Origin of the sequence: Thioclava sp. IC9, from assembly GCF_002213225.1 — a bacterium.
GTDB classification, from domain to species: domain Bacteria; phylum Pseudomonadota; class Alphaproteobacteria; order Rhodobacterales; family Rhodobacteraceae; genus Thioclava; species Thioclava nitratireducens.
Genome location: NZ_NBNX01000002.1, coordinates 412,491 through 425,440 on the forward strand (window position 1 = coordinate 412,491; position 12,950 = coordinate 425,440).

Annotated in this window: 13 protein-coding genes; 5 read left to right on the forward strand and 8 right to left on the reverse strand. The window is 65.4% G+C overall.

Features of this window, described 5'->3' with window-relative positions; all coding sequences use genetic code 11:
* Positions 1-18: 18 nt before the first annotated feature.
* Positions 19-822, reverse strand: coding sequence for a crotonase/enoyl-CoA hydratase family protein (locus tag B6V76_RS07445; RefSeq protein ID WP_088727074.1), 804 nt, complete (start codon positions 820-822; stop codon positions 19-21).
* A gap of 151 nt (positions 823-973) precedes the next feature.
* Between B6V76_RS07445 and B6V76_RS07450 the strand changes: the two genes are divergently transcribed.
* Positions 974-1,978: an LLM class flavin-dependent oxidoreductase gene (locus B6V76_RS07450; protein WP_075776312.1), complete on the forward strand. Its 1,005-nt coding sequence runs from the start codon at positions 974-976 to the stop codon at positions 1,976-1,978.
* A gap of 75 nt (positions 1,979-2,053) precedes the next feature.
* On the opposite strand, the gene B6V76_RS07455 is transcribed toward B6V76_RS07450, so the two are convergent.
* The 4 genes from B6V76_RS07455 to B6V76_RS07470 form a co-directional block, all read right to left on the reverse strand.
* Positions 2,054-3,379, reverse strand: a complete 1,326-nt coding sequence (locus B6V76_RS07455; RefSeq protein ID WP_075776313.1) for a TRAP transporter large permease subunit — start codon at positions 3,377-3,379, stop codon at positions 2,054-2,056.
* Entirely contained in the window at positions 3,376-3,987 is a 612-nt protein-coding gene (locus B6V76_RS07460) for a TRAP transporter small permease (RefSeq protein ID WP_077701141.1), read from the reverse strand. Before B6V76_RS07460 ends, B6V76_RS07455 begins: the two co-directional genes overlap by 4 nt.
* Positions 3,988-4,063: 76 nt before the next feature.
* Positions 4,064-5,083 (reverse strand): TRAP transporter substrate-binding protein, encoded by a 1,020-nt coding sequence (locus B6V76_RS07465; RefSeq protein ID WP_075776314.1) that lies wholly within the window; start codon positions 5,081-5,083, stop codon positions 4,064-4,066.
* Positions 5,084-5,107: 24 nt separating this feature from the next.
* Entirely contained in the window at positions 5,108-5,644 is a 537-nt protein-coding gene (locus tag B6V76_RS07470) for a gluconokinase (protein WP_075776315.1), read from the reverse strand.
* A gap of 140 nt (positions 5,645-5,784) precedes the next feature.
* Between B6V76_RS07470 and B6V76_RS07475 the strand changes: the two genes are divergently transcribed.
* From B6V76_RS07475 to B6V76_RS07485, 3 genes are all read left to right on the forward strand, one after another.
* Positions 5,785-6,774 (forward strand): LacI family DNA-binding transcriptional regulator, encoded by a 990-nt coding sequence (locus tag B6V76_RS07475; protein ID WP_240497820.1) that lies wholly within the window; start codon positions 5,785-5,787, stop codon positions 6,772-6,774.
* A gap of 227 nt (positions 6,775-7,001) precedes the next feature.
* A complete protein-coding gene (locus tag B6V76_RS07480) occupies positions 7,002-8,048 on the forward strand; it encodes a glycosyltransferase family 4 protein (RefSeq protein WP_088724623.1) in 1,047 nt (348 codons plus the stop codon).
* 158 nt (positions 8,049-8,206) lie between these two features.
* Positions 8,207-8,782 (forward strand): YSC84-related protein, encoded by a 576-nt coding sequence (locus B6V76_RS07485; RefSeq protein ID WP_088719154.1) that lies wholly within the window; start codon positions 8,207-8,209, stop codon positions 8,780-8,782.
* 97 nt (positions 8,783-8,879) lie between these two features.
* On the opposite strand, the gene B6V76_RS07490 is transcribed toward B6V76_RS07485, so the two are convergent.
* The 3 genes from B6V76_RS07490 to dsbD are packed head-to-tail and all read right to left on the reverse strand — an operon-like array spanning position 8,880 to position 12,177.
* A complete protein-coding gene (locus B6V76_RS07490; RefSeq protein ID WP_088721995.1) occupies positions 8,880-9,494 on the reverse strand; it encodes a DsbA family protein in 615 nt (204 codons plus the stop codon).
* Entirely contained in the window at positions 9,491-10,243 is a 753-nt protein-coding gene (locus B6V76_RS07495; protein WP_088727075.1) for a L,D-transpeptidase, read from the reverse strand. The genes B6V76_RS07490 and B6V76_RS07495 overlap by 4 nt, the downstream gene beginning before the upstream one ends.
* Positions 10,240-12,177: a protein-disulfide reductase DsbD gene (dsbD, locus tag B6V76_RS07500; protein ID WP_240497821.1), complete on the reverse strand. Its 1,938-nt coding sequence runs from the start codon at positions 12,175-12,177 to the stop codon at positions 10,240-10,242. The genes B6V76_RS07495 and dsbD overlap by 4 nt, the downstream gene beginning before the upstream one ends.
* A 73-nt stretch (positions 12,178-12,250) precedes the next feature.
* Between dsbD and B6V76_RS07505 the strand changes: the two genes are divergently transcribed.
* Entirely contained in the window at positions 12,251-12,946 is a 696-nt protein-coding gene (locus B6V76_RS07505; RefSeq protein WP_075776322.1) for a response regulator transcription factor, read from the forward strand.
* The last annotated feature ends 4 nt before the right edge of the window (positions 12,947-12,950 follow it).

The window sequence follows — 12,950 nt, forward strand, 5'->3', positions numbered from 1 at the left end:
AGACATTTCGCTGACATTCTATCCTTGAGAGAAATTCGGCGCGCGCTTTTGCAGGTTCGCCATCACCATTTCCATCTGCGCCGGTCCGCCGATGATCTCGGCCTGCAACTCGGCCTCCAGCGCCAACCCGCCGCCGGGCGGCATCGTCCATGCCTGCTCCACCAGCGCCTTGCTCGCCGCCAGCGCCTCGGGGGAGCGCAGGGTGAATTCGGCGGCCATGTCGCGCGCCGCCCGCAGCGGGGTCTCGGCCACGCGCGTGATCAGCCCCAGCTTCTGCGCCTCACCGGCCTCTAGCACCCGGCCCGTCATCATCAGCTCTTTCGCGATATCCGCGCGGGTCAGTTTCGGCAGGCTCTGCGAGATGCCCATATCGGGGATCAGCCCCCATTTCGCCTCCATGATCGACAGCCGCGCATCCGGCGCCGCGATCCGGAAATCTGCACCGAGCGCGAGCTGCATCCCCGCCCCGAAGGCCACGCCCTCGATCGCGGCGATCACCGGAACCGGCAGCTGCGCCCATCGCGTCACCGGGCGCTGAAATCGGTTCGCGCCCTGCGCATCGGGTTCGGCCATCTGCGCCTTCACTCCCGCCAGATCGGCCGCGAAGCTTTGCATCACACTCAGGTCGAGCCCGGCCGAGAAGCAGCCGCCCGCGCCGCTCAGGATCACCGCGCGCAGGCCCTTTTGCTGCGACAGGCTCTGCGCCGCCTCGGCCAGCACGTCGAACATCTCCAAGGTCCAGGCGTTCTTCTTTTCCGGGCGATTGAGGGTCACCTCCGCCACGCCCTCCGCGCTTACCGAAATCTGCACCGGATCGGCCATGTCCATCCTCCTCGCTTGGGTCTGCGCACTATGCAGACCCGCCGCCCCCTCGCAAAGCGGAACGCGGGGTCATAGGTAGGAGATCAACAGGCGCGCGCGGCGTTGGACAGCCCTGCGCGGCGCGCTAGCTCTGCCCCGACGGAGGTTCCCCATGCAGCAATTCTCACTTCTCGATCTGTCGCCCGTGCCCGAAGGCAAGACCGCAGCCGATGCGCTGGCGGGAACAGCCGACCTGGCCCGGATGGCCGAAGACGCGGGCTATCACCGCTTCTGGCTGGCCGAGCATCACAACATGCCCGGCATCGCCAGCGCCGCGACCTCGGTGCTGATCGGCCATGTCGCCTCGGTGACCAAGAGGATGCGCGTCGGCGCGGGCGGCATCATGCTGCCCAACCACGCGCCGCTGGTGATCGCCGAGCAGTTCGGCACTCTGGCCACGCTCTATCCCGACCGGATCGACCTCGGGCTGGGGCGCGCGCCCGGCACCGATGGCGGCACCGCCCGCGCCCTGCGCCGCAACATGTCGCCCGAAGACACGTTCCCCGCAGACGTACAGGAGCTGCTCGCCTATTTCAGCGACGAGGCAGAGAATTTCCGGGTGCGCGCCATTCCGGGCGCAGGCACGCATGTGCCGATCTGGATCCTCGGCTCGAGCCTCTACGGCGCGCAGCTTGCCGCCTATCTCGGCCTGCCCTACGCCTTCGCGTCGCATTTCGCGCCCGATATGCTGGGCGATGCGCTCGACATCTATCGCAGGAGCTTCCGTCCCTCGGTCCATCTCGACAAGCCTTACGCGATGATGGCCGCCGGGGTCTTCGCCGCCGACACCGATGAGGAGGCGCAATATCTGCGCTCGTCTCAGGTGCTGGCCTTCGCGCGGCTGCGCTCGGGTATGCCGGGCAAGCTGCCGCGCCCGACCGAGGATCTGTCCGAGGTGCCGCCGCAGATGATGGTTCAGGTGCAGCGCGCGCTGTCCTGCTCGGCCACGGGTTCCAAGGACAAGGTACGGGACGATCTGGCGCGTCTGATCGCGCAATACGAGCCCGACGAGCTGATGGTGACCGGGATGATCCACGACGCGGAGGCGCGTCAGAAGTCCTTCAAGATCGCCGCCGAGGTGCTGAGCGAGTTTCGCGAGCAACCTGCCGCGGCCTGAGGCACGGCGCGACACTCAGACATGCAAAGAGGCGGGCCCGGAAGCCCGCCTCTTTTCGTTTCAATCCGGTTGGCCTCAGTGCCCGGTGATCGCCGGGAAGGCCACCAGCAGCCCCACAGCGAAGATCTGGATCGCGATGAAGGGGAGCAGCGAGCGGAAGATCTCGCCCAGAGAAATGTCCTTCGGCGCGACCGACTTCAGGTAGAAAGCAGCTGGCCCGAAGGGCGGCGACAGGAAGCTCACCTGCATGTTCATCGCGAACACGACGCCGAACCAGACCGGGTCGTAGCCAAGGTCTTTCACGATCGGCACGAAGATCGGCATCGTCAGCAGCGCGATCCCGACCCAGTCGAGGAACATGCCGAGGAAGAACAGGATCGCCATCATCGTGAGGATCACGATGATCGGGGTATCCGACACGCCTTTCAGCAGCGCCGAGACGAAGTCGATCCCGCCCATCAGGTTGAACACGCCGACCAAAGCCGAGGCACCGATACCGATCCAGACGATCATCCCGCAGGTCGCGAGCGTCTGCAGCGCGGCCCCTTTGAGCATCGAGAGCGTCAGCTCGCCCCGGATGATGGTCGAGAGCATCACGCCCGCCACACCAAGCGCCGAGGCCTCGGTCACCGAGGCGATGCCGCCATAGATCGAGCCCAGCACGAAACCGATAACCAGAACAGGCAGGATCAGGCCCTTCAGCAGTTTGATCTTTTCCGACCACGGACGGTCGTCGGGCTCCGGCGCAGGCGCCAGATCGGGATTCAGCTTCACCCGGATGATCACGAAGATCACGTAGAAGGCCGCGAGCATGAAGCCCGGGATGAAGGCAGAGGTGAACAGATCGCCGATGGAGACGTTCGCGGTCAGGCCGTAGATGATCAGCACGATCGACGGCGGCACCATGGTGCCCAGAGAGCCGCCCGCACAGATCACGCCGATGGCGAGCTTGCGGTCATAGCCCTGGCGGATCATCTGCGGCAGGGCCAGCAGACCCAACAACACGATCTCGCCGCCGATGATGCCAGACATCGCCGCGAGAATGACCGAGACGAAGATCGTCTGGATCGCCACCGCGCCGCGCATCCGGCCACCGACGAGCTTCATCGCCTCGAACAGATCGCGCGCGATGCCCGATCGGTCCAGAAGCGCCGCCATCATCACGAACATCGGCACCGAGACGAAGACGAAACTCGATACGAAGGAATAGACGCGGCTGGTGATCAGCGGCACCGCCATCGGGCCGAACCAGCCGAGCGCGAAGATCAGCGCGACCAGCAGGGTCACGAAAGCCAGCGGCATGCCGGTCAGCAGCAGGCCGATCAGCAGCGCGAACAGCAGGACCGTCCCGTAGCCGATCCCCAGAGCGGAGAGGTCGAAACTCAGCAGATGCTCGATCATTTACCCGCCTCCGATGCGAAGGCAGCCCGCAGGTAGTTCACCGCCATGATCACGAATTGCACCACCATCAGGCCGAGCACCACGAGGAGGAAAATCTTCAGGTAAGCCGGGAAGGGCGGATCCCAGGCGCTGCCCGAGGTCTCGAAATGGACGCCGCCGCCGGGGCGCATCGTCGCCTTGATGACCATGCCGTAGGCGGCCCAGGCGAAGAAGCCCGCCGCGAAGAGACAGATCAGCGAGATGATCGCGTCGAGGATGCGCTTCGCCCGGCCGGTCACCAGATCGTAGATCAGCACGACGCGGATATGGCTGTTGCGCACAACGCAGTAGAGCCCGCCATAGACGAAAGCCATCGCGCAGAGGAAGATCGTGGTCTCATGCGCCCAGATCGTCGGGCTGTTGAAGCCGTAGCGCAGCACGACCTCGTTTAGCAGGATCAGCGCAGAGGCGATGATGCCGATCGCGAAAACGATCCCCACGGCGTTGATCGCGCGGCCGAGGATGCCCGCTTCGGCGATGGTCGCCGCTTCGTCCTCGCTCTGCACCGGTTCCGGCGTGTGCGGATCATGTGCGGGGTGATCCACCCCGGTCTTGTCGGGTTGTGACATTGCAAAAACCGCTGCTGTCAGGAAACTGGAAAAATGCGGGGCCGCAATGGCAGCCCCGCACCGTTAGGGTATCAGATCAGAGAAGGTTGTTCTTCTTCAGATAGTCGGTCAGGACGTCATAGACGTGCTGCGCCTTCTCCGACTTCTTGGCGACCTTTTCCCACTGGGTGATCGCGATGCGGCGGAACTTCGCGCGCTCTTCATCCGACCAGTCGTGGACGTGGATCTTGCCGCCTGCTTCGGCCTTGGCCACGGCCTTCTTGTCGGCAGCCGCGAGATCGCTCACTTCCTTGTCCGCGAATTCCTTAACCGACTCTTCGAAGGCTTTCTGCAGATCGGGCGAGAGCGCATCCCACTCTTTCTTGTTCATCGCGACGCCGACGAGCGGCATCGAGTGGAAGCCAGGATAGACAGGGTTCGGCGCGATGTCGTTGAGGCCCTGCGCCTGGTTGGTCGAGAACACGGTGTAGTCAGCCGCGTCGATCACGCCCTTGTCGAGCGCGGTGTAGACTTCGGACCCCGGCAGGTTCACCGGAGCAGCACCCGCCGCCGCGAAAACGTCCTGCACGAGACCTTCCGGCGCGCGCATCTTCAGGCCCTTCAGGTCAGCCACGCCGTCGAGCGGCACTTTCGACACGAGCGCTTCAAGACCGGTGGTGGTCGAGCCGATGTAATGAACGTCATAGGGCTCGAACAGGTCGTTCGCGAGCTTCTGGCCACCGCCATTGTTCATGAAGTCCAGCAGCTGATCGGTGCTCGACCATGCGCCGACCGGGTTGCCCAGCAGCGAGAAGGCCGGGTCCTTGCCCGCGAAGTAGGAGATGTCGGTCACGATGCCGTCGATGATGCCGGCGCCGGTCGCGTCCAGCGTCTCGTTATGCTCGACGACGGAGCCCACGGGCATCATCTCCACCTGGATCTGGTTGTCGGTGCGCTCGGCGAGGTTCTTCGCCCAGTTCTGCTGGAGTTCGAAGTTCGGATTGCCTGCCGGGTCCGAGCTCTGGAACTTGTACTTGTGGGTTTCGGCATTCGCAGCGCTGGCCAGCGCCAGAACGGCGACGCTCGCGAGGGCGATTTTACGGATCGGTTTCGTCATGGTGTCCTCCCTTAATAGACGAAATCAAACTTGCGAGGCCGTGAGGCCCCAGGCGTTCAATATCTGCGAACAAAGCGCCTCGGGCGCTTCGCGGATATCGCAGGTCTGCGGGGCCTCGTCGGGCCCCGGCAATTCCAGATCGGCCAATTGGCTGTCGAGCAGCGCGATCGGCATGTAGTGATTTTCGCGCGCGGCCATTCGCGCTGCGATCAGGTCGTGCGGCCCGGTGAGATGCGCGAGATGAATCACGCCGAGGCTCTGGCGCAGGCGATCCCGATAGGACCGCTTGAGCGCCGAACAGGCGAAGGCGACCGTCTTGCCGTCGCGCCCCGCCTCGATCACGCCCTTCGCCACGAGGTCCAGCCAGTCCCAGCGCATCTCGTCGTTGAGCGGCAGACCGGCGGCCATATGCGCGACATTCTCGGGCGGATGGAAATCGTCAGCATCGAGGAACACGCCACCCACGGCCTGCGCCACGAGCCGCGCCACCGTCGTCTTGCCGGTGCCGCAGACGCCCATCACTAGGACCGGTGTCGCGTTCGCGCTGCTGCTGTTTGCCATCTTGCCTTACCGGGTTCACAGGTGTTTCTTGGGCACTGAGGGGTAATGTAAGCGGTTACATTCGTCAATCGCACTTTTGAGCAGGGGCGCGCTCGCAGGGAGGATCAATGAATAAAAACAAGGAAACAAAATCAGTTACGATGCGCGACGTCGCCGATCATGTCGGTGTAAGCGTTGCCACGGTTTCGCGTACCCTGCGCAATCCCGAGGTCGTTTCGCAGGCCGTGCGCGACAAGATCGCCGCCGCCATCGAATCGCTCGGATACCTTCCCGACCCCGCGGCCCGCGCCCTCGCCTCGACCCGCTCGGACATCATCGGGGTGATCCTGCCCTCGGTGTCGAACAACGTCTTTGCCGATGTGATGGACGGTATCTATTCCGCGGTCGAAGGCACGCACCACTCAGTCCAGCTCGGCTATTCGCGCTATGCGCCGCTGTCGGAAGAGAACCTGATCCGGGTCTTCCTGCGGCAGCGCCCGGCGGGACTGATCGTGACCGGGATCGACCAGACCGAGGCCGCGCAGGCGCTGTTGCGCGAGGCGGGCTGCCCGGTGGTGCAGATCATGGAGACCGGCGACGCCCCCTATGACCGGATGATCGGCTTTTCGCATTACGACGCCGCCCGCGCCGCCACCGCGCACCTGTTCGCGCAGGGCTATCGCCGTCCCGGTTTCCTTGGCGCGCGGATGGACCCGCGCACGCAGCGCCGTCTCCACGGCTTCCGCGACGAGTTGCGCGCGCAGGGCGTCGAGGAAGGCAAGCGTATCCAGACGACCACCCGCGCCTCCTCGGTGACGCTGGGCAGCCACCTGCTCGCACAGCTTATGGATATTGCTCCCGAGACCGACGCGATTTTCTGCATCAACGACGACCTCGCCCTCGGCGCGATGTTCGAAGCGCAGCGCCGCAACCTGCGCATCCCCGACGATCTCGGTATCTGCGGCTTCAACGACATGGAGATGATGGCAGCCGCCGAGCCGTCGATTTCCTCCGTGCGCACGTTCCGGCGCGAAATGGGCGAAGGGGCCGTGCAACTGATCCTCGACTCCCTCTCTGGTACCGCGGCACAGGAGAAGATCGTCGACCTCGGCTACCAGATCGTGCAGCGTCGCTCCACGCGGGGGCACTGAGCGTAAGTCTGCCGCGAGACGCGAGGAAACGCGAGGTGCAACGGGGTGCGGGATCGGCAGGCTGCTCGCTCTGACTGGCTCGCCACCGGATGACGCACTGTTGTGGCATTCGGCCGTTCTCCTCGCCCTCGCGCGGGTCGCGGCCTATCTGGCTGACGAGGGGACCGAACGCGCCGCGCCGCGACGGGGCCGAGCAGCGCGCCAAACAGAATCGGGAGAGAGATCAAATGACGCCAGCCGTTTTCGCCATTCCGGGAGACATCGCCCAGCTATCCGGCGGGTTCATCTACGAGCGTAAGTTGCTCGAGGCGCTGCGGGCGGAGGGCCGCAACGTCGAGCATCTCGAACTGCCGCCCGGTTTTCCCGATCCGACACCCGAGGAAACCAAGGCCGCGCGCGCGCAGCTGACCGCCATCCCCGGAAGTGTTCCGGTGATCCTAGACGGGCTTGTGTTCGGCTCGATCGATACGCAGGTACTCGATGACATGGCGGCGCCCGTGGTGGCGATGCTGCACCATCCGCTGGGCCTCGAGACCGGCCTCGCCGAAGACCGCGCGCGTCATCTGCTGAGGCGCGAGAGAGAAAATCTGCGCCGCGCCGCGCATGTCGTGGTGCCGAGCCCACATACCAGCACGATCCTGCAAAAGGAGTTCGGCGTCGCTCCGGAGAAGATTTCCATCGCCCTGCCCGGCTTCGACCGTCCTCCGGCGCTGGAGAGCGCGAAACCGAGCCCGCCCTTGATCCTGTCGGTCGGGCTGTTGGCCGCGCGCAAGGGCCATGACGTCCTGATCGACGCCTTGGCGGAGATCGGAGACCTGGACTGGCGCGCACAGATCGTGGGCGGCGCGCACGATCCCGACGTGGCGGACGCGCTCGCCCAGCAGATCGATCGGCTCGGACTGGCTGCGCGGGTACAGCTTGCCGGACGGATGGAACGCGACGCGCTCGACGCGGCCTATCGCGACGCCGCGATCTTCGCGCTGGCGACACGCTACGAGGGCTACGGGATGGTCTTCGGCGAGGCCATGCTGCACGGGCTGCCCATCGTGACCTGTCGCACCGGCGCCGTGCCCGACACGGTGCCGCCAGACGCAGGTTTTCTCGTTCCGGTGGATGCCCACCTCGACGTCGCCGAGGCGCTACGACAGCTTCTCGGAGATGCCGAACTGCGCGCCCGGATGGGTGCGGCATCGGCAACCGCGGGGACGGCTCTGCCCGACTGGCGCGACACGTCGGCGATCATGGGGGCCGTGCTGGACAGCCTCATGGCGTGACCGCACTCAGCCTCCCGCGCCGCCTCCCTGCGCGCGCGCGAATTCAGCGTGTCCACTTCCGGTTCCGACACGTTTTTCTGAATTACGTGAGTGATCCGAAAAGGAACGTGGGCCGTGCGGGCTCGTTTCATTCCCGTAATTTGAAAAGGAGGCATCTCATGCAATCCAAGATTCGCACCCTGACCGCTGGTATTGCCGCATCGCTCATGGGCACGATGGCGATGGCCGCCACGCCCGCATCCACGATCGACCACGCGAAGGGCGTCCAGCCGCGCCCCGACCTGGACCAGCAGGTCGCCGCAGCGCTTAAGCAATGCGCCAGCCTCGAGGATTCCTGCAAGAAAGTCGCCACCGACTCCGCTGCCGTCCTCGTCTTCCCCGAAGTGACCACGATCGACCTCGGCGTCGGTGGCTCGGGTGGCTCGGGTGCCATGGTCCAGAACGGCAAAATCCAAGGCTATTATGACATCGGCAAAGCCTCGGTCGGTCTCCAGATCGGCGCCAAGCAGGCCAGCCAGATCTACGTCTTCCCGACCAAAGAGTCCGTCAAGCAAGTGCAGAGCGGCGGCGAATGGCATGTCGGCGCCGGCGCTGGCATCACCGTGGTAAACGCCAATGCCACCGCGAACGCGTCCTCCGGCAATCCGCGCGTCTATGTCTTTGACAGCTCGGGTCTGAACGGCGGCGCGAAGATCAGCACCCTGCGCATCTGGAAAGACGGCGACAACAGCTAATCGCCGGCGCCCTTCCCGCCGAGGGAAGGCCCGCGATGAGAAAGGCCCCGGGGAATGATCCTCCCCGGGGCCTTTTTGCCATAGTAGAGCGCGCAGCTCAGGCCTTGCGCGCGTCGCTGATCGCCTTGCGCAGCGTGTCGGCATCGACCGCGCCGGGATAGACGTCGCGCCCGACGATATAGGCGGGCGTGCCGCGCAGCCCGATCGCGACTGCCTGCGCATCGTTACGCGACAGCAGCGCGTCGATCTCCTTGCGGTTGGCCTTGTAGCCCGCCATCGCCTTGTCCGGATCGACGCCGGCATCGGAGAGTGTCTTGTCGATCAGATCGTTCGACAGCTTTCCTTCCGTCGCCATCAGTGCCTCGAGCCCTTCCTTGTATTTGCCCATGCTCTGCGCGCCGAGCACCAGCTGCGAGGCATAGACGGAGGGCGCGCCGAAGATCGGCCAGTCCTTCATCACAACACGCAAATTGCCGTCTTCGCGGGTCACCTTCTCGACCACCGGGTGGTTCGATTTGCAGTAGGGACACTGGTAGTCGAAATACTCGACCAGCGTGATATCGCCATCCGGGTTGCCAATCGCGGGCGCGACCGGATCGTGGAACACCGCGTCCGGCGAGATGTCGACCTCGGCAAGGCTCGCCGTCGGCAGGATCAGCGTGGAGCCTGCGGCGACGCCGGCAAGGGTGAGAAAATTCCGGCGATCGATCATGTATTGTCTCCTGTGGTCTGGGGGAAATCTTCGGGTGAGTAGGGAACGGGCGGCAGCGGCTGGCCCGGCGGCACCGTGCCCTTGCCGCTCTCGGCACGGGTCAGCACGACGACATGCGTGCCAGAGCGGACGCGGTCGGCGAGGTCGATGATGTCCTGATTGAACAGCCGTATGCAGCCTGCCGAGGTCGCCTTGCCGATCGAACTGTCATCCATCGTTCCATGAATGCGGTAGAGCGTATCCTTGTTCCCCCGGTGGATATAAAGCGCCCGCGCGCCCAAGGGATTATCCAACCCGCCTTCGAGCCCATCCTTGACCGGTCCGTAAAGCTCGGGATCCTCCTTGATCATGCTCTGCGTCGGCGTCCAGCTTGGCCAGTCCCGCTGATATGGGATGCGTCCCTTGCCGGAAAAGCCGCGCCCGTCCTCGCCCACCGCGACGGTGTAGCGCAGCGCACGGTTATTCTTCTGCACGAGGTAGAGCTTGCGCGCCCAAGGGTCGACCACGATGGTGCCGGGCGGCTCGTCGGTCCAGTAATCGACTTCCTGCCGCGCTTTCTCCTCGCTCAGATACTCGGGCTTCACCGCGGGGATCGTGCGCCCGTCGTCCTCCATCGTGCTGTAGATCGCTTTTACGCGTGTGCTGAGCTGCGGCGCTTGCGGCGCGGGCTGTGGGTTAGAGGCAGGCGGCTCGGGTGCACAGGCCGCGAGTGCGATCAGGGCAAAAGGGACGAGTCGGGTGAGGGTCATTGAGCGATCTCCGAAAGCGAGGTCGTGAGTTTCGGCGCGGTGACATCCCCGATCAGGCGGGTGCCCTGCGCCTCCGTGTGATCTGGGTTGAGGAAGATCAGCGTCGGCGGGCCGATCACGCCCAACCGTTTCAGAAGCGCCTGCTGCGGCGCGCCGGTTTTGGTCACATCGACCGCGATGGGTGTGACGTGGCGCAGCGCGGCCTGCACCCGCGGGTCGGGGATCACCTCGCGCGCGATGGTCGCGCATTCGGTGCACCATTCGGCGGTGGTGATCAGCATCACCGGCGCGCCCTTCGCAGCGGCCAGTGCGGCGTCGAGCGCTTCGGGCGTCTCGACATGGGTGAAGTCATCCTCCGTCAGCACGCCCGACGAGGCAGCCGCGACGGTCTGGCTCGCTGCGAAGGGAGCAAGCGGCCGCAGTGGATCGCTGGCCCCGCTTGCCGCACCGATACCCTCGATGGCACCGGCCAGCAGTGCCGCGACGCCAAGCGCGCCCCCGGTGCGGCGCAAGCCCGAGCTTTCCGGTCCGAACCGGTCGCGACCGCCCAGAGCCACGCCTGCGCCGATCAGCAGCAGCGCCCAGAGCGCGAGGATCGCAGGACCGGCGATGACGCGGCTCAGCAGCCAGATCGCCACGCCCAGGAAGACGAAGCCGAAGGCGCGGTTCACGCCGACCATCCATTCGCCCATGCGCGGCAGGATCGCCGAACCGAAGAGCCCCACTGCCATCAGCAACACGCCCTGTCCCAACCCCAGCGCAAACAGCGCCGAGGCCCCGAGCCCGGCGTCACCCGTCTGCGCGATATAGAGGAAGGCCCCGGCTAGCGGGGCCGTCACGCAAGGTCCGACGATCAGCGTCGACGTGAAGCCGAGGATCGCCGCCCCCGCAAGCGTGCCGCGCCGCCCCTGCACGGAGCTCACCTTGTTGGTAAGCGCCTGCGGCAGGCGCAGCTCGAACAACCCGAAGGAGGACAGCGCGAGGACGGCAAACAGCAGCGCCAGCGCGATCACCGTCGCAGGGGCCTGCATCAGGAATTGCAGGTTCTGCCCAGACCACGCTGCCACGATGCCCAGAAGCCCGAAGGCCACCGCCATCGCCAGTACATAGGTGCCGGTCAGTGCGAGCCCGCGCGCAGGCGTCAGGTCTTTTCCTTGCGCGCCGAGCATCCCGGCCACGATCGGCACCATTGGCAGAACGCAAGGGGTGAAGGCCAGAAGCAGACCGAAGCCGAAGAACGAGGCCACCACCAGCGCCCAGCCGCCTTTCGCCGCTATCCCTGCGACGAGCCCGTCATCGGAAGAGAGGCTCAGCTCGCTCCCGCTTTCTTCGGAATTGGATGCAGCCGGCAAAGGGCTTTCGGCCTCTGAGGACGCCGCAGACGCGGAAGACGAGGCAGGCGCGTCGCTCCGCGCATAATCGGGCACCCCGGCGGCTTGGTTCGACTGCGCCGCGCCGGATGCAGACGCAGTCGCGGCCCCATCCGGCGGCACGATCTCGCGGCTTTGCGGCGGGTAGCAAAGCCCCTTTTCTTCGCAGCCCTGCCAGTGCAGCGTGAAGGGGCCGGTGATGTCGCTCACCACGGCCTCGGTGTGATCATGCCAGACCTCCACCGTGCCGAAATTCGGATCATCCTTCATTTCGCCCGGCTGCGTCTCGATCACCGGCGCATCGCCGTCCTCGGCGCTGACCGTCAGGTGATCGCGATAGAGGTAATAGCCCGGCGCGATGTCAAACGAGACGGCGAGCGTCCCGTCATCCTGCCACTCGGTCTCGACCTGAAACGCCGCTTCGGGCGACAGCGGACCGCTGCCTCCCTTGGGCTTCAGAAGATCGAAGCTTTGCGCCGCAGCGAGGCCGGGCAACAGCAGCGAGATCAGAAACACGCCCCAGAGGGCGCGCAGCGATAGACGGGAAAGAGCCTTTGCGTTCATGTTGGCCGGATCGCGGGCGAAGCTTAAGTCAGTCTTAAGATTCGTGCGCTGTATCCGCCGCGAAGGAGAAAAGATGCGCATACTCGTCGTCGAAGATGACAGCATATTGGCGGATGGCCTGCGGGTGGGGCTCGGCATGGCCGGGTTCACAGCCGATGTCGTCTCCTGCCTCGAGGACGCGCGCGCAGCACTCGCAGGGGCGGAGTACCGCGCGCTCGTGCTGGACCTGATGCTGCCCGATGGCTCCGGGCTCGAACTGCTGCGCGAATTGCGCGCAGGCCGCGCCGGGCTGCCGGTGTTGCTTCTGACCGCGCGCGATCAGGTCGAGGACCGGGTCGCGGGGTTGGACGCAGGCGCTGATGACTATCTCGGCAAGCCTTTCGACCTGGATGAGCTGGCCGCTAGGCTGCGCGCCCTGTCGCGCCGGTCGGACGGGCGAGCGGCAGCACAGATCGCCCATGCCGGGCTGGAGCTCGACCCCGGCACCCGTAGCGCGGCCTTCAACGGCCAACCGCTGAAACTCTCGCGCCGCGAATTCGCAGTGTTGCAGGCGCTGGCCGAACGCCCCGGACGGGTGCTTGCGAAATCGGATCTCGAAGACCGGCTCTACGGCTGGGACGAAGAGGTCGAGAGCAACGCCGTCGAAGTTCATATCCACCATCTGCGCGCGAAGCTCGGGCGCGATTTCATCGAAACCCTGCGCGGCATCGGCTACCGGCTGCGCCCAGAGGAGACCTCGCCATCTCGCTCCGCCTCCGCCTCTTCCTGATCCT

Excerpts from the sequence above, each read along its gene's own strand:
- B6V76_RS07460 (WP_077701141.1), bottom strand. The coding sequence starts at position 3,987 with ATGTCACAACCCGACAAGACCGGGGTGGATCACCCCGCACATGATCCG.
- B6V76_RS07485 (WP_088719154.1), top strand. The coding sequence starts at position 8,207 with ATGCAATCCAAGATTCGCACCCTGACCGCTGGTATTGCCGCATCGCTC.
- B6V76_RS07505 (WP_075776322.1), top strand. The coding sequence starts at position 12,251 with ATGCGCATACTCGTCGTCGAAGATGACAGCATATTGGCGGATGGCCTG.
- dsbD (WP_240497821.1), bottom strand. The coding sequence starts at position 12,177 with ATGAACGCAAAGGCTCTTTCCCGTCTATCGCTGCGCGCCCTCTGGGGC.
- B6V76_RS07495 (WP_088727075.1), bottom strand. The coding sequence starts at position 10,243 with ATGACCCTCACCCGACTCGTCCCTTTTGCCCTGATCGCACTCGCGGCC.
- B6V76_RS07445 (WP_088727074.1), bottom strand. The coding sequence starts at position 822 with ATGGCCGATCCGGTGCAGATTTCGGTAAGCGCGGAGGGCGTGGCGGAG.
- B6V76_RS07475 (WP_240497820.1), top strand. The coding sequence starts at position 5,785 with ATGCGCGACGTCGCCGATCATGTCGGTGTAAGCGTTGCCACGGTTTCG.
- B6V76_RS07450 (WP_075776312.1), top strand. The coding sequence starts at position 974 with ATGCAGCAATTCTCACTTCTCGATCTGTCGCCCGTGCCCGAAGGCAAG.
- B6V76_RS07470 (WP_075776315.1), bottom strand. The coding sequence starts at position 5,644 with ATGGCAAACAGCAGCAGCGCGAACGCGACACCGGTCCTAGTGATGGGC.
- B6V76_RS07465 (WP_075776314.1), bottom strand. The coding sequence starts at position 5,083 with ATGACGAAACCGATCCGTAAAATCGCCCTCGCGAGCGTCGCCGTTCTG.
- B6V76_RS07480 (WP_088724623.1), top strand. The coding sequence starts at position 7,002 with ATGACGCCAGCCGTTTTCGCCATTCCGGGAGACATCGCCCAGCTATCC.
- B6V76_RS07490 (WP_088721995.1), bottom strand. The coding sequence starts at position 9,494 with ATGATCGATCGCCGGAATTTTCTCACCCTTGCCGGCGTCGCCGCAGGC.
- B6V76_RS07455 (WP_075776313.1), bottom strand. The coding sequence starts at position 3,379 with ATGATCGAGCATCTGCTGAGTTTCGACCTCTCCGCTCTGGGGATCGGC.